Annotated in this window: 17 protein-coding genes; 12 read left to right on the plus strand and 5 right to left on the minus strand. The window is 66.2% G+C overall.

Translation table 11 applies throughout. From position 1 onward, the window contains the following. Window positions 1–170 precede the first annotated feature (170 nt). Window positions 171–1,646 (plus strand): 30S ribosomal protein S1, encoded by a 1,476-nt coding sequence (gene rpsA / locus AC5RU7_RS11000; RefSeq protein ID WP_009357636.1) that lies wholly within the window; start codon window positions 171–173, stop codon window positions 1,644–1,646. Between the two features lie 66 nt (window positions 1,647–1,712). On the opposite strand, the gene AC5RU7_RS11005 is transcribed toward rpsA, so the two are convergent. Beyond that, complete coding sequence (locus AC5RU7_RS11005; protein ID WP_494052255.1) at window positions 1,713–2,246, minus strand: GNAT family N-acetyltransferase; 534 nt, start codon at window positions 2,244–2,246, stop codon at window positions 1,713–1,715. Continuing rightward, window positions 2,230–2,919 (minus strand): IMPACT family protein, encoded by a 690-nt coding sequence (locus tag AC5RU7_RS11010; RefSeq protein WP_494052256.1) that lies wholly within the window; start codon window positions 2,917–2,919, stop codon window positions 2,230–2,232. The genes AC5RU7_RS11005 and AC5RU7_RS11010 overlap by 17 nt, the downstream gene beginning before the upstream one ends. 37 nt (window positions 2,920–2,956) lie before the next feature. On the opposite strand from AC5RU7_RS11010, the gene coaE reads away from it, so the two are divergent. The 4 genes from coaE (at window position 2,957) to AC5RU7_RS11030 (ending at window position 9,097) form a co-directional block, all read left to right on the plus strand. Then, window positions 2,957–4,186 (plus strand): dephospho-CoA kinase, encoded by a 1,230-nt coding sequence (coaE, locus tag AC5RU7_RS11015; RefSeq protein WP_494052257.1) that lies wholly within the window; start codon window positions 2,957–2,959, stop codon window positions 4,184–4,186. A gap of 78 nt (window positions 4,187–4,264) precedes the next feature. Beyond that, complete coding sequence (gene uvrB, locus AC5RU7_RS11020; RefSeq protein ID WP_494052258.1) at window positions 4,265–6,379, plus strand: excinuclease ABC subunit UvrB; 2,115 nt, start codon at window positions 4,265–4,267, stop codon at window positions 6,377–6,379. Window positions 6,380–6,598: 219 nt separating this feature from the next. Continuing rightward, on the plus strand, window positions 6,599–7,627 hold the full coding sequence (locus AC5RU7_RS11025) for a TerC family protein (RefSeq protein ID WP_494052259.1): 1,029 nt from the start codon (window positions 6,599–6,601) through the stop codon (window positions 7,625–7,627). 108 nt (window positions 7,628–7,735) lie between these two features. Next, entirely contained in the window at window positions 7,736–9,097 is a 1,362-nt protein-coding gene (locus tag AC5RU7_RS11030; protein ID WP_494052260.1) for an MFS transporter, read from the plus strand. Here the strand turns inward: AC5RU7_RS11030 and AC5RU7_RS11035 are convergent. From AC5RU7_RS11035 to AC5RU7_RS11045, 3 genes are read right to left on the minus strand one after another with little or no spacing between them, the layout of a single operon-like run. Beyond that, complete coding sequence (locus AC5RU7_RS11035; protein WP_494052261.1) at window positions 9,083–10,396, minus strand: alpha/beta fold hydrolase; 1,314 nt, start codon at window positions 10,394–10,396, stop codon at window positions 9,083–9,085. The genes AC5RU7_RS11030 and AC5RU7_RS11035 overlap by 15 nt on opposite strands. Continuing rightward, window positions 10,389–10,901: a GNAT family N-acetyltransferase gene (locus AC5RU7_RS11040; RefSeq protein ID WP_494052262.1), complete on the minus strand. Its 513-nt coding sequence runs from the start codon at window positions 10,899–10,901 to the stop codon at window positions 10,389–10,391. The genes AC5RU7_RS11035 and AC5RU7_RS11040 overlap by 8 nt, the downstream gene beginning before the upstream one ends. Window positions 10,902–10,952: 51 nt before the next feature. Next, window positions 10,953–13,493, minus strand: coding sequence for a DEAD/DEAH box helicase (locus AC5RU7_RS11045; RefSeq protein WP_494052263.1), 2,541 nt, complete (start codon window positions 13,491–13,493; stop codon window positions 10,953–10,955). 96 nt (window positions 13,494–13,589) lie between these two features. On the opposite strand from AC5RU7_RS11045, the gene AC5RU7_RS11050 reads away from it, so the two are divergent. The 7 genes from AC5RU7_RS11050 (at window position 13,590) to AC5RU7_RS11080 (ending at window position 22,890) form a co-directional block, all read left to right on the plus strand. Then, on the plus strand, window positions 13,590–14,366 hold the full coding sequence (locus AC5RU7_RS11050) for a trans-aconitate 2-methyltransferase (RefSeq protein WP_494052264.1): 777 nt from the start codon (window positions 13,590–13,592) through the stop codon (window positions 14,364–14,366). A gap of 157 nt (window positions 14,367–14,523) precedes the next feature. After that, window positions 14,524–16,281, plus strand: coding sequence for an ABC transporter ATP-binding protein (locus tag AC5RU7_RS11055; RefSeq protein ID WP_494052354.1), 1,758 nt, complete (start codon window positions 14,524–14,526; stop codon window positions 16,279–16,281). A gap of 89 nt (window positions 16,282–16,370) precedes the next feature. Continuing rightward, the gene (locus AC5RU7_RS11060) at window positions 16,371–18,092 is read left to right on the plus strand and encodes an ABC transporter ATP-binding protein (RefSeq protein ID WP_494052355.1); all 1,722 of its coding nucleotides are present in this window, start codon (window positions 16,371–16,373) and stop codon (window positions 18,090–18,092) included. Beyond that, window positions 18,089–18,469, plus strand: coding sequence for a GntR family transcriptional regulator (locus tag AC5RU7_RS11065; protein WP_494052265.1), 381 nt, complete (start codon window positions 18,089–18,091; stop codon window positions 18,467–18,469). Before AC5RU7_RS11060 ends, AC5RU7_RS11065 begins: the two co-directional genes overlap by 4 nt. A 55-nt stretch (window positions 18,470–18,524) precedes the next feature. After that, window positions 18,525–21,449, plus strand: a complete 2,925-nt coding sequence (gene uvrA / locus AC5RU7_RS11070) for an excinuclease ABC subunit UvrA (RefSeq protein ID WP_494052266.1) — start codon at window positions 18,525–18,527, stop codon at window positions 21,447–21,449. A 69-nt stretch (window positions 21,450–21,518) separates the two neighbouring features. Further along, window positions 21,519–22,235: an HAD hydrolase-like protein gene (locus AC5RU7_RS11075; RefSeq protein WP_494009068.1), complete on the plus strand. Its 717-nt coding sequence runs from the start codon at window positions 21,519–21,521 to the stop codon at window positions 22,233–22,235. Then, entirely contained in the window at window positions 22,222–22,890 is a 669-nt protein-coding gene (locus tag AC5RU7_RS11080) for a lysophospholipid acyltransferase family protein (protein ID WP_494009069.1), read from the plus strand. The genes AC5RU7_RS11075 and AC5RU7_RS11080 overlap by 14 nt, the downstream gene beginning before the upstream one ends. Window positions 22,891–22,920: the final 30 nt, after the last annotated feature.

Genomic DNA, 22,920 nt, shown 5'->3' on the forward strand with positions numbered 1-22,920 from the left:
GCGGCGACTAGACTAAACGGGCGTGTACCACGTGCACGTTCTGTAAAATCCACAAAATCAGGATGACCCGGAGGATCCGTCGGATTCACCGCGAATCGCGCCTGCGTTCCATAACGCGGGCGCGCCGGTTTGCCTGACCGACTAACTATCCACAACGGAGCCCCTACTACATGACCATCACCTCCACCGAGAAGCCCGGTACCCCCGTAGTCGCCATTAACGACATCGGTACCGCTGAGGACTTCCTCGCAGCAGTCGACGCCACCATCAAGTACTTCAACGACGGAGACCTCGTCGAAGGTACCGTCGTCAAGGTCGACCGCGATGAAGTCCTGCTCGACATCGGTTACAAGACCGAAGGTGTCATCCCCTCCCGCGAGCTGTCCATCAAGCACGACGTTGATCCCGGAGAAGTTGTCTCCGTCGGCGATCAGGTCGAAGCCCTGGTGCTCACCAAGGAAGACAAAGAAGGCCGTCTGATCCTCTCCAAGAAGCGTGCTCAGTACGAGCGTGCCTGGGGCGACATCGAGAAGGTCAAGGAAGAAGACGGTGTTGTCACCGGTACCGTCATCGAGGTTGTCAAGGGTGGTCTTATCCTCGACATCGGCCTGCGCGGCTTCCTGCCCGCATCCCTCGTCGAGATGCGCCGTGTGCGCGACCTGGCTCCGTACATCGGCCAGCAGATCGAAGCCAAGATCATCGAGCTGGACAAGAACCGCAACAACGTTGTTCTGTCCCGCCGTGCATGGCTCGAGCAGACCCAGTCCGAGGTCCGCTCCACCTTCCTCAACAAGCTGGAAAAGGGCCAGGTCCGTCCCGGCGTCGTTTCCTCCATAGTCAACTTCGGTGCCTTCGTGGACCTGGGCGGCGTAGACGGCCTGGTTCACGTTTCCGAGCTGTCCTGGAAGCACATCGACCACCCGTCCGAGGTTGTCGAGGTTGGCCAGGAAGTCACCGTCGAGGTTCTCGAGGTGGACCTGGACCGCGAGCGCGTCTCCCTGTCGCTCAAGGCTACGCAGGAAGATCCGTGGCAGACCTTCGCCCGCACCCACGCCCTGGGCCAGGTTGTTCCGGGTAAGGTCACCAAGCTCGTTCCGTTCGGTGCGTTCGTCCGCGTCGAAGACGGCATCGAAGGCCTGGTCCACATCTCCGAGCTCGCTGTCCGCCACGTTGAGCTGGCCGAGCAGGTTGTTTCCGTTGGCGACGAACTGTTCGTCAAGGTCATCGACATCGACCTCGAGCGCCGCCGCATCTCGCTGTCCCTCAAGCAGGCCAACGAGGGCGTCGACGCCGACAGCACCGAATTCGATCCCGCTCTGTACGGCATGGCTGCAGAGTACGACGAAGAGGGCAACTACAAGTACCCCGAGGGCTTCGATCCCGAGTCCAACGAGTGGCTTGAAGGCTACGAGAACCAGCGCGCCGCCTGGGAGCAGCAGTACGCTGACGCCCAGACCCGCTGGGAAGCCCACAAGAAGCAGGTTGCCCAGCACGCTGCCGACGACGCTGCTGCTGCAACGTCCGGTGACAGCGACTCCGGCGCCACCAGCTACTCCTCCGAGCCTGCTGCCGCCGACACCGGCGCCGGCACCCTGGCTTCGGATGAGGCTCTTGCCGCCCTGCGCGAGAAGCTGACCGGCAACTAATTGCCGCCGGCCCGGATTTCCGGGCTGACACAATGGGCCCCTGCGGAAGCAGGGGCCCATTGTGCGTTAACCGGCGGATTGAAGTTCGACGACGGCGAGGACAGTTCCGTCGTTTTCGGGCTGCAGGTGCCCGCCCGCCGACTCGAGCAGATGCTGCGCCGCTCCGTTGCCGGCCAGGGTGCGGGCGACCACCCTGGACAGTCCTGCCTTCCGGGCCTCAGCCAGCACCAGGTGCAGCGCGGCACTTCCGATTCCCCGGGACCGGAAGCTCCTGCCCAGCCAGATGCCCGTCTCAGCCACAGCCCCGTCTTCAGGGCCAGACCCACGGTGCCCCGGTGCGAGGCGGCGGAGCCGGATGGATCCGGCCAGGTCCCCGCCGCAGAGGATGCCCCAGGATTTTTCGCCGGCCTTTCCGTCCAGGCCTTCAGCCGCCGCCCGGTGGTAGCTGCGGAACCACGCGGTGCGTTCCGGGTTCCAGCCGGGCCCGCCCAGCGGGGGAGCCACCTCGTCCGGTGATGCGTCCCGCTTGGCGAGCGCCAGGAGCGACTCCATGACGGCGTCGTCCACGTCCACCAGGGACACGTCAGGCAAGCGCGACATCCACCCACTCCGTTCCCTCGGTCGCCAGGCCAACGCCGCCGGAAGTCAGCACCTGCAGCCGTTCCGCGGCGGCGGCGATCGCATCCGCATTATCGGCAACGGCGAGGCGCAGGACCGTGTCCTTCGCGCCGTAGCTGGTTTCGGCCATCACGAAGCCGGCAGCGCGGAGGTCGTTTTCCAGCCTGCCGGCTGCCGCATGGGGTACCGCCGCGGAACAGATGCGCAGCCGGCTGCGCCGTACCAGGGGCACCAGTGATAGTGCTGAGGAGACCGATTCTGAGTAGGCACGGACCAGGCCTCCAGCCCCGAGCAGCACGCCGCCGAAATAGCGCACGACGACGGCGCTGACGTCGCTGAGGTCCGCCACTCCGGGTGCCGTCTCCCTCTTGGACAGGGCTTCCAGCATCGGTATTCCGGCCGTCCCGGAGGGCTCGCCGTCGTCGTTTGACCGCTGTATGTCCCGATCCGGTCCGATGATGAAAGCGGAGCAGTGGTGCCGTGCGTCGTGGAACTCCCGGCGGAGGCCTGCCACCAGGTCACGGGCATCCTCTTCGGTGCCTGCCCGCCGGAGGACGGTGATGAAGCGTGAACGCTTGATCTCCAGCTCGTGGCGGAAGTCCGGACCCGCGGCCAGGGTGGTGTAGGACGCCGCCCTGCTCTCTTGCTCATGCACCCGCCCCAGTCTAGTCAGGCGGGATAGGGTGGGAGCCGTGCTGAAGATCGGGTTGACCGGCGGAATCGCCTCAGGGAAGTCATTGGTGGCCGGGCGGCTGAAGGAGCTGGGCGCCGTGCTGGTGGACGCGGACGCGCTGGCCCGTGAAGTTGTGGAGCCCGGTACGGAGGGGCTGGCCAGGATCGTGGCCGAGTTCGGTGCGGAGATGCTCGACGACGGCGGGCGGCTGGACCGTGCCCGTCTCGGCGCGGTGGTCTTCGGGCAGCCGGAACGCCTTGCCGCCCTGAACGGGATTGTTCACCCGCTTGTCCGTTCCCGCGCCGCGGCCATCGTGGCAGCTGCTGCGGACGACGCCGTGGTGGTGCAGGACATCCCGTTGCTGGTGGAGACTGGCCAGGGGAGCGACTTCCACCTGGTCCTGGTGGTGGACGCCCCGGAGGACATGCGGGTGCAGCGGATGCTTGAGTACCGGGGCATGACCGCGGAGGCCGCCCGCTCGCGCATCCAGGCCCAGGCGTCCCGGGAGGACAGGCTGGCCGCCGCAGACGTGGTCCTGGACAATTCGGGCAGCGTCGCGGAACTGCTGGAGCAGGTGGACCGGCTCTGGAAAGGACGCCTGCAGCCCTTTGCGCTGAACATCGCCCAGGGGGTCCGCGCCGGCCGGCAAGGTGGACCCGTCCTGCTCCCGTCCCGCCCGGAATGGCCGCAGGAGGCACGGCGCATCATGGCCCGGATCCGTGCCGCCCTGTCCCGCCAGGACGCGGTGGACGTCAACGGCCTCAGCCTGGAGCACATCGGTTCCACCTCGGTCCCGGGCCTCGACGCCAAGGACGTCATCGACCTCCAGCTCGCTGTCCCTGACCTGGCCGCGGCAGACACCCTTGCGCCGCTCCTGTCGGCCGCCGGGTTCCCCTTCGTTCCGGGCAGTTCCGCCGATGCACCCAAACCGGGCCATCCGCGGCCGGAGGACTGGTACAAGCGTTTCCATGCCAGCGCCGACCCCGGCCGCGACGTGAACCTGCATGTGCGGGCTGCGGGGTCGCCCGGATGGCGGTTCGCCCTGTGCTTCCGGGACTGGCTGCGCGCCGATGCCGGCGCCGCCGCCGGTTATCTGGTCTTCAAGCGGCGGCTGGCCGCCGAGCATGCCGGCGACGCAACCACCGAAGGCTACGCGGAAGCCAAGGAGGAGTGGTTCCGGAACGCGGAAGACCCCATGAAACGGTGGGCCGAAAGCGCAGGGTGGCAGCCGCCGTCGTGCGCGTCCTGACCCCTGCGAAACCCGCTGCGCTGTTCGCCCGTAACGGACTCGGCCCGTTCTGTCGGTGCCCGGTTGTAGATTAGATCCATGAGCCTTGCGCAGGATATAAACCGTGTTGTAGCGCCGTTTGAGGTCATCAGCGAGTTCAAGCCTGCGGGTGACCAGCCGGCCGCCATAGCGGAGCTGACGGAGCGCATCAACAACGGCGAGAAGGACGTGGTGCTGCTCGGCGCCACCGGCACGGGCAAGAGCGCCACCACCGCCTGGCTCATCGAGCAGGTCCAGCGCCCCACCCTGGTGATGGTCCAGAACAAGACCCTCGCCGCGCAGCTGGCCAACGAGTTCCGGGAGCTGCTGCCCAACAATGCGGTGGAGTACTTCGTCTCCTACTACGACTACTACCAGCCTGAGGCGTACGTTCCCCAGACGGACACCTTCATCGAGAAGGACTCGTCCATCAACGAGGAAGTGGAGCGGCTCCGGCACTCCGCCACCAACGCGCTGCTGACGCGCCGGGACGTTGTGGTGGTGGCCACGGTCTCCTGCATCTACGGCCTGGGCACGCCGGAAGAGTACATCGCCGGCATGGTCACGCTCCGCAGGGGACAGGAAATGAACCGGGATGCGCTGCTGCGCAAGTTCGTCTCCATGCAGTACGCGCGCAATGACATGGACTTCCACCGCGGCACGTTCCGGGTCCGCGGCGATACCGTCGAGATCATCCCGATGTACGAGGAACTCGCGCTCCGGATCGAGTTCTTCGGGGACGAAGTGGAGAACATCTACACCCTGCACCCCGTCACCGGGGAGGTCATCCGCGAGGAAACGGAGATGTACGTCTTCCCGGCATCGCACTACGTCGCCGGCCCGGAACGCATGAGCCGCGCCATCAAGTCCATCGAGGACGAACTCGCGGACCGGCTCGCAGTCCTGGAGGGGCAGAACAAGCTGGTCGAGGCGCAGCGGCTCCGGATGCGGACCACCTACGACCTTGAAATGATGCAGCAGATGGGATTCTGCAACGGCATCGAAAACTACTCCCGCCACATTGACGGGCGGGCCGGCGGCACCGCCCCGCACTGCCTGATCGACTACTTCCCGGACGACTTCCTGCTGGTGGTGGACGAATCCCACGTGACCATCCCGCAGATCGGTGCCATGTACGAAGGCGACATGTCCCGCAAGCGGACCCTTGTGGACCACGGCTTCCGGCTCCCGTCCGCCATGGACAACCGGCCGCTGAAATGGGACGAGTTCCTGGAACGGATCGGCCAGACCGTCTACCTGTCCGCCACGCCCGGCAAGTACGAGCTCGGCAAGGCGGACGGCTTCGTCCAGCAGATCATCCGGCCCACCGGCCTGGTGGACCCCGAGGTGATCGTCAAGCCCACCAAGGGCCAGATCGACGACCTCCTGGGCGAGATCAGGACGCGCGTGGAGAAGGACGAGCGCGTCCTGGTCACCACTTTGACAAAGCGCATGGCGGAAGACCTCACGGACTACCTCCTGAGCCACGGCGTGAAGGTGGAGTACCTGCACTCCGACGTCGATACGCTGCGGCGCGTCGAGCTGCTGCGCGAGCTGCGGCTGGGCAGCTTCGATGTCCTGGTGGGCATCAACCTGCTCCGGGAAGGCCTGGACCTTCCGGAGGTGTCCCTGGTGAGCATCCTGGACGCGGACAAGGAAGGCTTCCTGCGGTCCTCCACGTCCCTGATCCAGACCATCGGCCGCGCGGCCCGTAACGTGTCCGGCCAGGTCCACATGTACGCGGACCGGATCACGGACTCCATGGCCAATGCCATTGATGAAACCAACCGGCGCCGCGCCATCCAGGTGGCCTACAACACTGAGCACGGCGTGGACCCCCAGCCGCTGCGGAAGAAGATCGCGGACATCACGGACCAACTGGCCCGGGAAGACGCCGACACCAATGCGTTGTTGGGCAGCTTCGACTACGGCAAGGGCAAGCGCGGGATCACCGGGGCAACCAAGGCCGGGGCCAAGAAGGGTGCTGCGAAGGTCCGTTCGGACGGCCTCGCGGCGGCCCCGGCAGAGGACCTGGTGGGGCTCATCGAGCAGCTCACCGAGCAGATGCACGGCGCCGCTGCCGAACTGCAGTTCGAGGTGGCCGCCCGGATCCGCGACGAGGTCGGCGAACTGAAGAAGGAACTGCGGCAGATGCAGGCGGCAGGCCACGCCTGACCCGGCGCCTGGGCGACACCCAACGTAAGCCGGGAGCGGCGACGCTCCCGGCTCATGTACAGTTAACGTCACGTAGGGGAGTATCCCGAGCGCTACGATCGTCAACACGCAGGGCATGGTTGCCCCGCCGGGCGTGGCGGGCCGCCATCTCAGCACCAAGTGCGCAGGCAGGCCGGAGAGACTTACACCGCATCTCTGTACCCTGCGAAAGGCTACCCTGTGCTCGAATTGCCCGTGTGGTTCGAAGTCGGCTCTTTTGTCGTCCTCGGCCTTATCCTCCTGATCGACCTTCTCCTGGTGGTCCGCCGGCCCCACGAACCATCCATGAAGGAAGCCGGCCTCTGGGTAGCGTTCTACGTCAGCCTTGCGCTGGTGTTCGCCGGAACCATGTTCGCTTTCACCGGCCCGGAATACGGCGGCCAGTTCGTGGCCGGCTGGGTGACGGAATACAGCCTCAGCATCGACAACCTGTTCGTCTTCATCATCATCATGGCCCGGTTCTCGGTGCCCCGGAAGTACCAGCAGGAAGTGCTGATGGTGGGCATCATCATCGCCCTGATCCTGCGCGGCATTTTCATCCTGCTGGGCGCCATGGTGATCGAGCAGTTCAGCTGGGTGTTCTACATCTTCGGCGCCTTCCTGCTGTGGACCGCCTGGAAGCAGGCCCAGGACGAGGGCGAAGACGAGGAAGACCGTGAGAACCCGCTGATCGCCAGGATCCGCAAGGTGATCCCCATGTCGGAGAAGTTCGACGGCAACAAGCTGCGCACCACGGTGAACGGCAAGAAGGTCTTCACCCCCATGCTGATCGTTTTCATCACCATCGGCCTCACGGACCTGCTGTTCGCCGTCGACTCCATCCCGGCCATCTTCGGACTGACCCAGAGCCCGTTCATTGTGTTCACGGCCAACCTGTTCGCCCTGATGGGCCTGCGCCAGCTGTACTTCCTGCTGGGTGGCCTCATGAACCGCCTGATCTACCTGAAGCACGCACTGTCCTTCATCCTGGCATTCATCGGCGTCAAGCTGGTGCTGCATGCCATGCACGTGAACGAGCTGCCGTTCATCAACGGCGGCCAGCACATCGAATGGGCTCCCGAGATCCCCACGTTCGTGTCCCTGGCCGTCATTGTCGGCACCATCGTCATCGCGGTGATCGCCAGCCTGGTCAGCTCCAAGGCCAAGGAAGCGCACCTGGATCCGCGCCTGGAAGAAGACGTCCGCAAGAGCCACAGCGACGTCGACTAAAGGCTTCCAGCCTTCAATCAGCAGCAGTCCCGGCCACGCGAGCGGCCGGGACTGCTGCCTTTAAATTGGCCCCTTTAGGAGGCCACCGGCGGGGACTATGCTCTGTCCATGGCCCCCATGGTGATAACCGACAACGATGTGCGGCGGGTGCAGCGACGTACCGTCGCCCTGCTGGCCGCCGCCCAGGTCTTCGGCGGAATCGGCACGGGGGCAACAGTTTCGATTGGTTCGATCCTCGCTGTGGAGCTGTCCGGCTCCAGCGCGTGGGCGGGAGCCGTAGCAACGGTCATGACCCTGGGGGCAGCGCTGGCCGCGCTGCCGCTCGCCTCGCTGGCGGACCGCAGGGGCCGCCGGATGGGCCAGGTGGCCGGCCTCTCGGCTGCCCTGGCCGGCACGGTGCTCATGGTCCTGGCGGTGGTCACAGGAATCTTTGTGCTGCTTGTGCTGGGCGCGGCGGGCATCGGGGTGGGCACCGCAGCGAACCTGCAGGCCAGGTTCGCCGCCGTGGACCTGGCCGAGGCGGAACACCGGGGCAGGGCGCTGTCCACCGTGGTGTGGGCCGTAACGGTCGGAGCCGTGGCAGGACCCAACCTGATCCAGCCCGGCACGGTGGTGGGTGCGGCGCTGGGGCTGCCGCCGGTGGCAGGCCCGTTTGTGATCTCCGGTGCCGGGCTTCTGGTGGCCATCCTGCTTGTCCTCATCGGGCTCCGACCGGACCCGCTGCACCTCGCCCGTGAAGTTGCCGCCCGCCAGGTTGCGGAACGTGGACCGGCCGCCACTGATGCTGCGGCGGTGGCTGCCGTCCCGGGCGCGCCCCGGCCGGGAGGCTCATTGGCCCGCGGGATGCGCGCCATCCGGGGTTCCCGCACTGCGCTGCTGGCCGTCGCCGCCGTCGTCGGGGCCCACGCCGTCATGGTGGGCGTCATGTCCATGACGCCGCTCCACCTGCAGCACCTCGTGGAAGGACCCGCGGCATCCCATGCCGGCCATACGGCATCTGGTGATGTGCTGGTCATCATCGGCTTCACCATTTCCCTGCACATCGCGGGCATGTTCGCGCTGTCACCGGTGATGGGCTGGTTGACGGACAAAGCTGGCCGGACCGAGACCGTCATGATCGGCTGCATGCTGCTGATGACCGCCGTCCTCGTGGCGGGGTTCGGTCAGGGCTCCACCGCAGCCGTCGCCGTCGGCCTGGTGCTGCTGGGCATGGGCTGGTCCGCAGCGACTGTCTCCGGGTCCACCCTGCTGGCCGAGAGCGTCGGACAGGAGTCCCGGGTGGTGGTGCAGGGTGTCTCGGACATGCTGATGGGCGCGGCGGGGGCGGTGGGGGGCGCTGTCTCCGGCCTTGTGCTCAGCTGGACCGGCTACCTGGGGCTGAACATGCTGGGCGGCGTGGTGGGTGCCCTCGTCCTGGCCGCAGCCTTACTGACCCGGGTGGCTGGTCGCCGGGCCTCAGCGGCGGCCTGACCTCACCATCCCAAGCAGCCGGTTGAAGATCCCCTCGCCGTCATCGGCGATGCCGTCATGGTGGAAATCCCCGGTCTCCCAGACCTCGAGCCCACGGACCGCGGCGGCCGTTTCCAGGGACAGCTTCCGGTCCACATAGATGTCCTCGGAATACACGGCTGCCGCCACCGGCACCCGGTTGGCGGCAAGCTGCCGGATATCGTAGAGCGGCCGCCAGTCCTGTTTCGCGGCGAGCAGCCCGGCCACCTCGCGGAGGGGCTGCAGGGCAGGATCCTGCTCGAAATACCAGGGGTAAACCATTTCGCCGGTGAGCAGCAGGGGCTCCGCTTCAGGCCGGAATTCGGGATACTCCGTCAGCACGCGCCACGCCGACCAGTCCGTTGCCTGGCCCTGCCCGTAAATGGATTCATGCATCAGGGCATAGAGCGGGTTGGACCGGCGCGAGACGATGCCCTGCATCTGGTCAAGGAACGGATCGGAGAGCCTCGGCCCGGCCGGGGTCCCGGTGAAGGCATCCTCCAGCAGGTAGTGCAGGCTGTCCACCCTGGTGTTTCCGCCAAGGAACGCACCCAGCATCTGGAGGCGCTCCACGGTGAGGGGACCGCCGTCGGGCAGGAACTCCGGCGTGGTCCGCAGGTGGCGGGCAATCCGCTCCACCATGGTGCGGTCTTCCGGGTACCAGCTGAAGTACTCGGCGTTGCGCGCCGCCACCCGCTGGAAGGTGGCGCGGTAGACGTCGTCGGCAGGACCGGTCAGGGGAGCGAGGCCGCCGGTGATGAGGACCTCCTTCAGGCCGCCGGGGGCAAAGGACAGGTAGGTCAGGGCACAGAAACCGCCGTAGCTCTGCCCGAACACGGTCCAGGGTTCCGAGCCCAGCGCCTTCCTGATCAGTTCTGCGTCAGCAACGATGGCATCGGCTCGGAAGTGCTCCAGGTACGCGGCCTGGTCCGGCGCAGCCCCGCGGAGCGGCAGGGTGTTGCGGTCCACGGGGGTGGACAGTCCGGTGCCCCGCTGGTCCAGCATCAGTATCCGGAACTCTTTAGCGGCGGCCTTGCCCCAGCCGCCGAGGGAGCCGAACCTGTTCCCGCGGCCGCCCGGGCCGCCCTGCAGGAACAGCAGCCAGGGCAGGTTCTGCGCCTCGTCCCCGCTGTGGGAGGCCGAGACATACTCACGGGCGAAGACGGTGATGGTCTCGTCGTCCGGCGCGGAGTGGTCAAGCGGCACGGTGAAGTAGTGCTCCACCGTGCGCATGCCCCGGAATTCGTGCCGGGCACGGACCTCGTGGCCTGCTTCAGCCATGGGCCGCTGCGGGGACGGGGGCGGATGAGGCGCTGCCGAACTTTTCGAGGGCGTCGCCGGTGAGCCTGAAGGTTGACCACCCGTCCATCGGGCGGGCGCCCAGGCGGCGGTAGAAGTTGATGGATGGCTCGTTCCAGTCCAGGACGCTCCATTCCACCCGGGCGTAGCCGTTTGCCACCGCTATGGAGGCAAGGTGCTGCAGGAGGGCCTTGCCGTGGCCCTCGCCGCGCGCCTCCGGGCTGACGTACAGGTCTTCCAGGTAGATGCCGTGCACGCCTTCCCAGGTGGAGTAGTTGAGGAACCAGAGTGCGAAGCCCTGGACGTCTCCGGCCTCGTTCTCGGCCATGGCGGCAAAGACGCGCGGGTTCTCGCCGAAGAGGACCTGCCGCAGCATCTCGGGAGTGTTGCGGACTGCGTCCGGTTCCTTCTCGTAGTGGGCCAGTTCGTGGATCATGCGAAGGATCGCGGGCACGTCGTGTTCGGTGGCGGGGCGGATAACACTCATTGTCCGAGCTTACCGCCGGGCCCGTTCCCCCTGCTGCAGGTTAGCCCTGCGTCAGAGCCGGTTGACGTCCGTTACCCGCACCACGGCGGTTCCGGTTTCGTCCGACGCTGCCAGGTCCACCTCGGCCGAGATGCCCCAGTCGTGGTTCCGGGCAGGATCGTCGAAGATCTGCCGCACCTTCCACAGCCCGGCTTCCTCGGTGATGATGAGCAGCCCCGGGCCGCGGGCATCCGGACCGGTCCCAATGTCGTCGTGCTCGTCGAAGTAGTCGTCCAGTACGTCTTCCCACCGGTCCCGGTCCCAGCCCGAGCCGGCGTCCAGTTCACCAAGGGCCGCCGCGTCCTCGTCAGCGAACAGTTCAACGCGGCGGAACATCTCGTTGCGGACCATCACGCGGAAGGCCCGGATGTTCGAGGTGAGCGACGGCGGGGGAGGCGGCGGCGCGTCGTGCGGGGTGGGCATGGCCCCGGACGCGAGTTCTTCCCATTCATCCAGGAGGCTGGAGTCCACCTGGCGCACCATTTCGCCGAGCCACGCGGTGAGGTCTTCAAGGTCCTCCCGCAGCATGTCCTGCGGAACCGTTTGCCGCAGGGCCTTGAAGGCGTCCGCCAGATATCGCAGCACGATGCCTTCCGAGCGGGCCAGCCCGTAGAACTGCACGAACTCGCCGAAGTTCATGGCGCGTTCGTACATGTCCCGCACCACGGACTTGGGCGCCAGTTCGAAGTCGCCCACCCAGGGGGCCGCCTTCCGGTAGACCTCGAAGGCCTCCCCAAGGATGTCCGCGAGCGGCTGCGGGTAGGTGACCTCCTCCAGCATCGCCATCCGCTGGTCGTAGTCGATGCCGTCCGCCTTCATGGCCGCCACGGCTTCGCCCCGCGCCTTCTTCTGCTGCGCGGAGAGGATCTGGCGGGGCTTTTCCAGCGTCGCCTCGATCACGGACACCACGTCCAGGGCGTACGACGGCGACTCCGGGTCAAGGAGCTCCAGCGCAGCAAGTGCGAAGGGGGAGAGCGGCTGGTTGAGTGCGAAGTTCGGCTGCAGGTGGACGGTCAGGCGGACGGTGCGTCCGTCAGCTTCCTGCTGGTCCGCCGGGATCCGCTCCACCACCTCCGCCGCCAGCAGCTCGCGGTAGATGCCCAGTGCCTTCTTCATCAGCTGCAGCTGCGAGGAGCGGGGCTCATGGTTTTCGGTCAGGAGCCGCCGTGCCGCAGCGAAGGGATCGCCGGGCCGCTCCATGAGGTTCATGAGCATGGCGTGGGTGACGGTGAAACTGGACGTGAGCGGGTCCGGTACGGACTCGACCAGGCGCTTATAGGTGGGCTCGCCCCAGGACACGAAGCCTTCGGGGGGTTTCTTCTTGACCACCTGGCGCAGCTTCTTCTGGTCGTCGCCGAACTTTGCCACGGCTTTCGCCATCGCCTTGACGTTCTCCGTCACATGCTCGGGGGCCTGGACCACCACGGTTCCGGCAGTGTCGTAGCCCGCGCGGCCGGCACGGCCCGCGATCTGGTGGAACTCGCGTGAGTTGAGCAGCCGGGTGCGGACGCCGTCGTACTTGCTCAAAGCGGTGAGCAGGACGGTGCGGATGGGGACGTTGATCCCCACGCCCAGGGTGTCGGTGCCGCAGATGACCTTGAGCAGGCCGGCCTGCGCGAGCTGTTCCACCAGGCGGCGGTACTTGGGCAGCATGCCCGCGTGGTGCACGCCGATGCCGTGCCGGACCAGCCGGTTGAGGGTCTTGCCGAAGCCGGCGGCGAAGCGGAAGTTCGCGATCAGCTCCGCGATCCTGTCCTTCTCCTCACGGGTGCAGACGTTGATGCTCATGAGCGTCTGGGCCCGGTCGATTGCCTCGATCTGGCTGAAGTGCACCACATAGACGGGGACCTGTTTAGTGGTGAGCAGCTCTTCCAGCGTCTCGTGCACCGGGATCTCGTGATAGTAGAAGTGCAGCGGGATGGGGCGTTCGGCGGAACTCACCGTGGTGGTGGGGCGGCCGGTGAGGTCGGTTAGGCCTTTCTCGAACCTGGTGACGTCGCCCAGGGTGGCGGACATGAGCAGGAACTGGGCCTGCGGAAGTTCCAGCAGCGGCACCTGCCAGGCCCAGCCGCGCTGCGGATCCGAGTAGAAGTGGAACTCGTCCATGATGACGGCGCCGAGTTCGGCTGCCGCACCCTCCCGCAGTGCCGTGTTCGCCAGGATCTCGGCGGTGCAGCAGATGATGGGTGCGTCCTGGTTGACCCCGGAATCGCCGGTGATCATCCCGACGTTCTCGGCGCCGAAGATGTCGCAGAGGGCAAAGAACTTCTCTGACACCAGGGCCTTGATGGGCGCCGTGTAGTAGCTGCGCCGGCCTTGGGCCATGGCCTGGAAGTGCGCGGCGATGGCAACCAGTGATTTTCCGGACCCGGTGGGGGTGGCGAGGATGACGTTGGCACCAGTGGCCAGTTCCATGACAGCCTCGTCCTGCGCCGGATACAGCGCCAGGCCGCGGCTTTCCGTCCATTCGACAAAGCGGGTGTAAAGGTCATCGGGATCGACGGCGGCGGAGGAGTTCCGGGGCAGATCGGTCAGCTGGTCAACGAGTTTCATTGGTTTCCAGCTTAGTGCCAGGGTGCTCCCGGAAATCCGCCGCGTACCGGCTAGGCTTCGCGGTATCTGTGACACGACCAGGCAACGGGGAAGCTTATGAAATGGAATCCGGCCAAATACGTCCAGTTCGGTGATTACCGGAACCGGCCGTTTTTCGACCTCACCGGCAGGATCACTGCTGACCGGCCGGGACGCGTTGTGGATCTGGGCTGCGGACCGGGGAACCTCACCGCCACGCTGGCCGGGCGGTGGCCGGAAGCCGAGGTGGTGGGCGTGGACTCGTCGGCGGAGATGCTGGACAAGGCGGGGACTGTGGCCGCGCGGCATCCGCTCCTGCGGTTCGAACAGGCCGACATTGCCGGCTGGATGCCGCCAGCGGAAACGGATGTGGTGGTCAGTAACGCCGCCCTTCAATGGGTGCCCGGGCACCAGGACCTCATCCGGGATTGGCTGGCCGCCCTGCGTCCCGGGGGCTGGTTCGCCATGCAGGTGCCGGGGAACTTCGGGGCGCCCTCCCACACGTTGATGCGGGAACTCGCAGCGTCAGCCCGTTGGGCACCGAAACTCGACGGCGTGCTTCGCGGCGGGGAATCGGTAGGTGAGCCGGCGGACTACCTCACTATCCTGCTCGACGCCGGTTGCACCGCAGATGCTTGGGAAACCACGTACCAGCAGGTCCTGCCGGGCCCGGACCCGGTCCTTGAGTGGGTGCGTGGCGCGGCCCTGCGCCCCGTACTGGCCGTTCTCTCACCCGACGACGGCAGGGAGTTCGAAGCAGAATACGCAGCGGCACTCCGCACCGCCTATCCGCCGGGACGGCACGGCACCGTCTTCCCATTCCGCCGGATCTTCGCTGTGGGGCGCAAGAAGTAACGAAATCCATTCGCTGGACAACCTCTACCGCACTGTCACACGCTTGACAAAATTAGTAAGTGATCTGCCTTACAATGAGCGATGTGGCTGGTGGGGAACGGTTGCCGCCGCCCCGCAGGCTTCCCGACCTTCTGGAGGTGCGTTGCTGATCCGACTCATGGGGCGGCTGCTTATGGCGCACAAAGCTCCCGTTGCCGCCGTCGTGCTCCTGCAACTGGTGCAGGCCGCCGCCAACCTTCTGCTCCCCACCATCAACGCGGCCATCATCGATGACGGCATCGTGGCAGGCAACACCTTGTCCATCCACCGACTGGGCCTCCTCATGGCGGGAATCGCCATGGTGCAGGCGGCTGCGGCCATTGGGGCAGGCTACTTCGGCGCAGCCATCGCCATGAAGCTCGGCCAGCAGCTCCGGGCGGAGATCTTCCTGAAGATCCAGTCCCTGTCCTCGCGCGAGGTGGCCCGGTTTGGAACCCAGAGCCTCACCACCCGGGTGACGAACGACACCCAGCAAATCCAGGCCTTCGCGCTCCTGGTGCTCACCATGCTCATCGCCGGGCCCGCCATGGGCCTGGGCGGAGTCATCCTTGCCCTCCAGCAGGACGTGGGGCTGTCCGCAGTCATCATCGTCATCGTGCCGCTGCTCGTGCTGATCATGTCCGCCATTGTGCGGCGCCTCATCCCGCTCTACCGCGAGGGGCAGGACCTGCTGGACAATTCCGGGGGCATCCTGCGGGAGCAGATCATCGGCGTGGTCACCATCCGGGCATTTGTGCGCCAGGAGCATGAGAGGGACCGCTTCGCCCGCGCCAACGGCAGCCTCACCGCCAACAACCTCCAGTCAGCCTTGCTCGTGGCCGCCATGCTGCCGATGATCATGCTGGTGGTGAACCTGTCCTCGGTGGCAATCGTGTGGTTCGGCGGCCAGCGCATCCAGGCCGGACAGATGAACATCGGTGCGCTCACGGCGTTCATTGCCTACATCATGCAGATCCTGCTGGCCATCATGATGTCCATGTACGTCCTGATGACGGCACCGCGGGCAGCCGTGTGCGCGGAACGGATCGGCGCTGTCCTGGACACCGAGCCCTCGGTGGCGGATCCCGGGGAGCCCGCGGCACCCATGCTGCCGGCCCAGCCCCGGGACGGACCCAGCGGGTCCGTCCCGCAGGGCGGCACCATTGAGTTCACGGGTGTCGGCTTCTCCTATCCGGGGGCCGAGGCGCCTGTCCTTGCCGGCGTCAGCTTCGCCGCGCTGCCCGGCACCACCACGGCCATCGTGGGATCCACGGGCAGCGGAAAGTCCACCCTGCTGAACCTGGTCCCGCGTTTCCTCGACACCACCGAAGGCGCCATAACACTCGACGGCGTCAACATTAAGGACCTGCCCCTGGATGTGCTGCGCGGCTCCATGTCCGTGGTGCCCCAGCATTCGCACCTGTTTTCCGGAACCATCGCCGACAACCTGCGGATGGCGGCCCCCGGAGCCTCGGACATGGAACTGTGGGATGCCCTTGAAAAGGCGCAGACCATGCGCTTCATGAGCGGATTGCCCCTGGGCCTTGAGACGCCGGTGGGGCAGGGCGGAACCAAACTGTCCGGGGGACAGCGCCAACGGCTCTGCATAGCCCGTGCACTGCTACGCAAGTCATCCCTGTACCTCTTCGACGACAGCTTCTCTGCACTTGACTACCACACGGACACGCGGCTGCGGCAGGTGCTGGATTCCGAACTTGCGGCCGCCACCATCCTTGTTGTGGCCGAACGCGTCTCCACTGTCGAGGACGCCGAATTGATCCTGGTGCTCGACGGCGGCCACGTGGTTGCGCAGGGTACGCACCGGGAGTTGCTGGAGACGTCGTCCACCTACCGGGAAATCGCGGAATCACAGCTGGCCCTGGACGGCCCGCAGTGACGGCCCCGGCCGGCGCTACGGCGGCAGACCCGGCTTTCCGCGCCACATCGTGGCGGCTCCTCGGGCTGCTGCGGCCGTTCCTGCGGCTGATGCTCGGAGCCGTCGCAGCCACCTGTGCCTTCGCCGGCCTGAACGTGGCCGCCCCCAAGTACCTGGGCGATGCCACGGACGTGGTGGTTGATGGCGTCTACGGCGGCAGCACGGACCAGGAACGACTCGTCCTGCTGCTTGCGGCAGTGGCGGTGATGTACGTCCTCGCATCGCTGTTCAACTGGATCCAGGGCGCACTGACGGCGCGTTCCGTCCAGGGACTGATGTACAACATGAGGGCTGCCGTGGAGGACAAACTGCACCGGCTGCCCGCCTCCTACTACCGCGACAGCTCCCGCGGCGACGTCCTGAGCAGGGCCACCAACGATATTGACAACATCTCCCAGGCGTTGAACCAGCTCCTGACACAGCTGATCATGTCCGTCCTGATGCTGTCCGGGTCGCTCGCCATGATGCTGTGGATCTCGCCGCTGCTGGCGGCCATCGCACTCGCCACCGTTCCGCTGTCCACCTGCATCACCTTTTTCGTGGCGCGCAGGTCGCAGGTGCATTACGCGCGGCAATGGATGGAAACCGGTGAGCTCAATGCGCATGCAGAGGAATTCATCACGGGCCACGAAGTCATCAAAGCCTTCGGATACCAGTCCCGGGCGGCCGGCGTTTTTGCGGCCGGCAACTCGCGGCTGGCCCGTGCATCCACGAAAGCCCAGTTTTCAGCCGGTGTCGTCCAGCCCCTCATGGTGCTGATGGCCAACCTGAACTATGTTGCGGTGGCCGTCATCGGGGCCCTCCAGGTCATAGCGGGAGCCATGACCATCGGCGGGATCCAGGCTTTTATCCAGTTCAGCCGGCTCTTCACCCAGCCGGTGGGACAGATCGGCGGCCTGCTCAATGTCATGCAGTCCTGCGCCGCGTCCGCCGCCCGCGTTTTCGCCCTGCTGGACGCGGAAGAGGAAGCTGCCGACCCTGATGCCGCGGACGGGCAGCCTGCGGCCGGCGGAGCAATCGTGTTCGACGACGTGACGTTCGGCTACCCGGGCTCGTCCCCGGCCGTCCGCAACCTTTCGTTCAGGGTGGAGCCCGGGCAGACGGTGGCCATCGTGGGACACACCGGTGCAGGAAAAACCACCGTGATAAACCTGCTGATGCGGTTCTATGAGCCGACCTCGGGCCGGATCACCATCGGCGGAACCGATACCTCCGCCGTGCCCCGGGACCGGCTGCGTGCACAGTTCGGCGTGGTGCTCCAGGACGCCTGGCTGTTTGCGGGCAGCATCCGCGAGAACATTGCCTACGGTTTGCCGGACGCCACCGAGGCCGGCATCCTGGCCGCCGCAGAGGCCAGCCACGTTGACCGTTTTGTCCGGGCACTGCCGGACGGATACGACACCGTGCTGGAAGACGGGGGTGAACCCCTCAGCCGGGGCCAGCGCCAGCTCGTCACCATTGCCCGGGCGCAGCTGGCTGGCCGCGCCGTCCTGATCCTGGACGAGGCAACGAGCTCCGTGGACTCCAGGACCGAACTGCTGATCCGGCAGGCCACCCAGCGGCTGAGGCGCGGCCGGACCAGTTTCGTGATTGCCCACCGTTTGTCCACGGTACGCAACGCTGATCTAATCTTGGTCATGGACCACGGACGCATCGTCGAACAGGGCAACCACCAAAACCTCCTGGCGGCCAAAAGCTTCTACGCCCGGCTCTACTACGCCCAGTTCGCTGCCCGCGCCGGCAATGCCGGCGTCCTCGAGGCGGGCCGGTGAAGGCCGTCCCCGACTTCCCCGGGGCCTGGAAGCCCAACACCGCCAGCACGGTGGCGCTGTACGAGCAGCTGAGGCTCCGCATCATCCACCTGGCTGACAGCGGTGCGCTTCCGCCCGGCACCCGGCTTCCCGCTGTCCGCTCCCTGGCTGACAGCCTTGACGTGGCGCCGCACACAGTGGCCCGGGCCTATAAGGAGCTGGAGGCGGCGGGCATCGTGGCCACCCGTGGCCGGAACGGGACGGTGGTCAGTGCACGTGACGAACGTCTCAGCGGGCTCTCCGCGGCGGCGGCGGCCTACGCCGAAGCCGCTAAGTCGCAGGGGGCAACGTTTGCCGAAGCCGTGAAGCTGCTGGCGGCCGCCTACGACGACCGCTGAGGGCCGGGCCCTGGGCGGTGACGGTTTCGAAGAAGTTTTCGATTAGCATTATTGGGTGCCTAAAGCCTTAGCTGAAGAAACCGCCATCGAACCCACTTCCGTCACCGAGCCCTCCACTGGCATTGTGCAGCGCCATGACCTGTCCCGGCTCGTGGTGAAGGGCGCCCGCGAACACAATCTCCGGAATGTTGACCTGGACCTGCCGCGCGACGCGATGATCGTCTTCACCGGTCTGTCAGGCTCGGGCAAATCCTCACTGGCGTTCGACACGATCTTCGCCGAGGGCCAGCGCCGCTATGTCGAATCACTGTCCGCCTACGCCCGCCAGTTCCTCGGGCAGGTGGACAAGCCGGATGTCGATTTCATTGAAGGCCTGTCGCCGGCAGTTTCCATCGACCAGAAGTCCACCAGCAAGAACCCGCGCTCCACGGTGGGCACCATCACCGAGATCTACGACTACATGCGCCTGCTCTGGGCGCGCGTGGGCCGGCCGCACTGCCCCGTCTGCGGCAAGCCCGTTGCCAAGCAGACGCCGCAGCAGATCGTCGACCAGCTGCTCGAGCTCGACGAAGGCACCCGCTTCCAGGTCCTCGCCCCGGTGGTGCGCGGGCGGAAGGGCGAGTTCGTGGACCTCTTCAAGGAGCTAAGCGCCAAGGGCTACTCCCGGGCACGGGTGGACGGCGACCTCGTCCAGCTGAGCGATCCGCCCAAGCTGGGCAAGCAGTTCAAGCACACTATCGAGGTGGTGGTGGACCGGCTGGTGGTCAAGGAAGGCATCAGCCAGCGGCTCACGGACTCCATCGAAACCGCCCTCGGGCTGGCTGAGGGCCGCGTCCTGGCTGAGTTCGTGGACCTCGAGGCGGATGACCCCGCACGCATCCGGGCGTTCTCCGAGAACCTCGCCTGCCCCAATGAGCATCCCCTCGCCATCGACGAGATCGAACCCCGATCCTTCTCCTTCAATAACCCCTTCGGCGCCTGCGCAGCCTGCAGCGGCATCGGCACCAAGCTGGAAGTGGACGAGGAACTCATCGTCCCGAACCCGGAGCTCTCCCTGTCCGAGGGCGCCATCGCCCCCTGGTCGATGGGAACTGCCACCACCGAGTACTGGAACCGGCTCCTCGAGGGCCTGGCAAAGGAACTCGGATTCTCGATGGACACCCCCTGGGAGAAGCTGGGCAAGGACGTCCGCCAGACTGTCCTGCACGGCAAGGACCACAAGGTGGTGGTGCAGTACCGGAACCGCTTCGGACGGGAACGCAAGTACAGCACCGGGTTCGAAGGCGCCATCCAGTATGTGCACCGCAAGCACGGCGAAACCGACTCCGACTGGGCACGCGACCGGTATGAGGAGTACATGCGGCAGATCCCCTGCCCTGCCTGCAACGGCGCGCGCCTCAATCCTGCGTCCTTGTCCGTGCTCATCAACGGCAAGTCCATTGCCGAAGTGGCGGCCCTTCCCATGCGTGACTGCGCCGCGTTCCTGGAGAACCTCGTCCTCACCGGCCGTGAAGCCCAGATCGCGCACCAGGTCCTCAAGGAAATCCAGGCGCGCCTGACGTTCCTCCTGGACGTCGGGCTGGAGTACCTGAACCTCGAACGCCCGTCCGCCACGCTGTCCGGCGGCGAGGCGCAGCGCATCCGGCTGGCCACCCAGATCGGCTCCGGCCTGGTGGGCGTGCTCTATGTCCTGGACGAGCCGTCCATCGGCCTGCACCAGCGCGACAACCGGCGGCTCATCGATACCCTCACCCGGCTCCGCGACATGGGCAACACCCTGATCGTGGTGGAGCACGACGAGGACACCATCCACGTCGCCGACTGGATCGTGGACATCGGACCCGGCGCCGGCGAGCACGGCGGCCAGGTAGTGCACTCCGGCTCGTACAAGGAGCTCCTGGAGAACACCGCATCCCTGACCGGCGACTACCTGTCCGGGCGCAAGAGCATCGACATGCCCAAGAAGCGGCGCAAGTACGACAAGAAGCGCGAGCTCAAGGTGGTGGGTGCACGCGAAAACAACCTCAACAACGTTGACGCCGCATTCCCGCTCGGCCTCTTTACCGCGGTGACCGGGGTGAGCGGTTCCGGCAAGTCCACCCTGGTGAACGAGATCCTGTACAAGGTGCTGGCCAACAAGCTCAACGGCGCCAAGCAGGTGGCAGGGCGCCACAAGACCGTCCAGGGCCTTGAGCACCTGGACAAGGTGGTCCACGTGGACCAGAGCCCCATCGGGCGCACGCCGCGCTCCAACCCGGCCACCTACACGGGCGTCTTCGACAACATCCGCAAGCTCTTCGCCGAAACCACTGAAGCCAAGGTTCGCGGCTACCTTCCCGGCCGGTTCTCCTTCAACGTCAAGGGCGGGCGCTGCGAGGCCTGCTCAGGCGACGGCACGCTGAAGATCGAGATGAACTTCCTGCCGGACGTCTACGTCCCCTGCGAGGTTTGCCATGGCGCACGGTACAACCGGGAAACCCTGGAGGTGCACTACAAGGGCAAGACCATCGCCGAGGTCCTTAATATGCCCATCGAGGAGGCGGCGGAGTTCTTCGCCGCGTTCTCACCCATCGCGCGGCACCTGAACACCCTGGTGGACGTCGGCCTGGGCTACGTCAGGCTCGGCCAGCCGGCCACCACCCTCTCCGGTGGTGAGGCGCAGCGCGTCAAGCTGGCGGCAGAGCTGCAAAAGCGCTCCAACGGCCGGAGCGTGTATGTGCTGGATGAGCCCACCACCGGCCTGCACTTCGAAGACATCCGCAAGCTGCTTCTGGTCCTGCAGGGCCTGGTGGACAAAGGCAACACTGTCATCACCATCGAGCACAACCTGGACGTCATCAAGAGCGCCGACTGGATCGTGGACCTGGGACCGGACGGTGGCTCCGGCGGCGGACAGATTGTCGCCACCGGCACGCCGGAGCAGGTTGCAACGTCCACCACAAGCCACACGGCCAGCTTCCTCGCCGAAATCCTGGGGTAGGACAAGAGAAATATTCCGCCGCAGGAATGCGAGTTTCAGGCACTGCTGCTGACGTGAGAAACTAACCCGGTGACTCCAACAACAGTGCCCGTGATCTTTGACCTGGACGGCACTCTTGTCGATCCGGCCGGTGGAATAACAGAAGGAATTGCGGCGGCCCTGACAGCCGTGGGGCTTCCCGTTCCCGGCCAGGAGCTGCTCGAAGCCATGATCGGCCCCAAGCTCAGCGATTCCCTGCTCAATGTGGCACAAGTGCCCGCCCACCTCCTGGACGAGGTCATCCGCCGCTACCGTGAGCACTACGTGGCTACCGGCATCGCCCAGAGCCGGCTGTACCCGGGCATCCGCGAAGTGCTGGAATCCTTCACGGCCGCCGGGACGCCGGTGGCCGTGGCCACCCAGAAACCGCAGAACCTGGCCCGGAAGGTCCTGGCGCACCACGGCATCGACGGGCTGTTCCTGAGCATCCGCGGCTCGGCCGACGACGAGACGGCCGTCGAAGGGGTGCCACTGGGAAAGACGGAAATCATCGCCGCCGCCCTTGAGGACCTGGAAACCCGGCACGCCCTCATGGTGGGGGACCGCGCCCAGGATGTCTCGGGAGCCATTGCCAACGGGCTCGACTGCATCGGTGTTGCCTGGGGTTTCGCTCCCGACGGCGAACTGGAGAACGCCGGGTCCGTGGCCGTCGTGGACACGGCGGAAGAGCTGGTGAAGGTCATCGACCGGCTGCAGGCCATCCACAGTGCCGCCATGAGCGAGGTGACCAACGATGGAAATGTTTGAAGCCGTCCGCTGGACCACGCGGAGCCTGATCGCGGGCACCTGCCGGCCCACCGTCGTCGGCGTTGAAAACGTCCCCACGGACGGGCCCTTCATCGTGGCACCCAACCACCTGTCCTTCTTCGACAGTGTTATCGTCCAGGCGCTGATGCCCCGTCCGGTGGCGTTCTTCGCCAAAGCCGAGTACTTCACCACCGGCGGGATCAAAGGCAAAGTCATGAAGGCCTTTTTCGAGTCCGTGGGCTCCATTCCCGTGGAGAGGGGCGAGCAGGCGGCGAGTGTCCAGGCGCTCAAGACCCTCCTGGACATCCTCGAGTCCGGCCGCGGGATCGGCATCTACCCTGAGGGCACGCGCTCCCGGGACGGCATCCTCTACCGCGGACGCACCGGCGTGGGCTGGCTTGCGCTGACCACCGGCGCGCCGGTAATCCCGGTGGGCCTGGTCGGCACGGAGAACCTGCAGCGTGCGGGCGAGAAGGGCGTACGGCCCCAGCACTTCACCATGAAGGTGGGGGAGCCGCTGTATTTCGACAAGACCGGCCCGGACCATTCGCTGCCGGCCCGGCGCGAAGTCACTGACCGGATCATGGATGCCATCGCGGAACTCAGCGGCCAGGAACGGTCCACCAGCTACAACCAGAGCAAAGCGCTCGACTAGGCCGCCAGCGGCAGGGGGTCCGGCTGGCGC

The sequence above is a fragment of the Arthrobacter sp. K410C genome (assembly GCF_059090105.1).

Bases quoted from the DNA above. Each gene is read 5' to 3' on its own strand.
- AC5RU7_RS11080 (WP_494009069.1), top strand. From the start codon at position 22,222: ATGGAAATGTTTGAAGCCGTCCGCTGGACCACGCGGAGCCTGATCGCG.
- AC5RU7_RS11030 (WP_494052260.1), top strand. From the start codon at position 7,736: ATGGCCCCCATGGTGATAACCGACAACGATGTGCGGCGGGTGCAGCGA.
- AC5RU7_RS11005 (WP_494052255.1), bottom strand. From the start codon at position 2,246: ATGTCGCGCTTGCCTGACGTGTCCCTGGTGGACGTGGACGACGCCGTC.
- AC5RU7_RS11035 (WP_494052261.1), bottom strand. From the start codon at position 10,396: ATGGCTGAAGCAGGCCACGAGGTCCGTGCCCGGCACGAATTCCGGGGC.
- AC5RU7_RS11050 (WP_494052264.1), top strand. From the start codon at position 13,590: ATGAAATGGAATCCGGCCAAATACGTCCAGTTCGGTGATTACCGGAAC.
- rpsA (WP_009357636.1), top strand. From the start codon at position 171: ATGACCATCACCTCCACCGAGAAGCCCGGTACCCCCGTAGTCGCCATT.
- AC5RU7_RS11060 (WP_494052355.1), top strand. From the start codon at position 16,371: ATGCTCGGAGCCGTCGCAGCCACCTGTGCCTTCGCCGGCCTGAACGTG.
- AC5RU7_RS11040 (WP_494052262.1), bottom strand. From the start codon at position 10,901: ATGAGTGTTATCCGCCCCGCCACCGAACACGACGTGCCCGCGATCCTT.
- AC5RU7_RS11055 (WP_494052354.1), top strand. From the start codon at position 14,524: ATGGGGCGGCTGCTTATGGCGCACAAAGCTCCCGTTGCCGCCGTCGTG.
- AC5RU7_RS11045 (WP_494052263.1), bottom strand. From the start codon at position 13,493: ATGAAACTCGTTGACCAGCTGACCGATCTGCCCCGGAACTCCTCCGCC.
- uvrB (WP_494052258.1), top strand. From the start codon at position 4,265: ATGAGCCTTGCGCAGGATATAAACCGTGTTGTAGCGCCGTTTGAGGTC.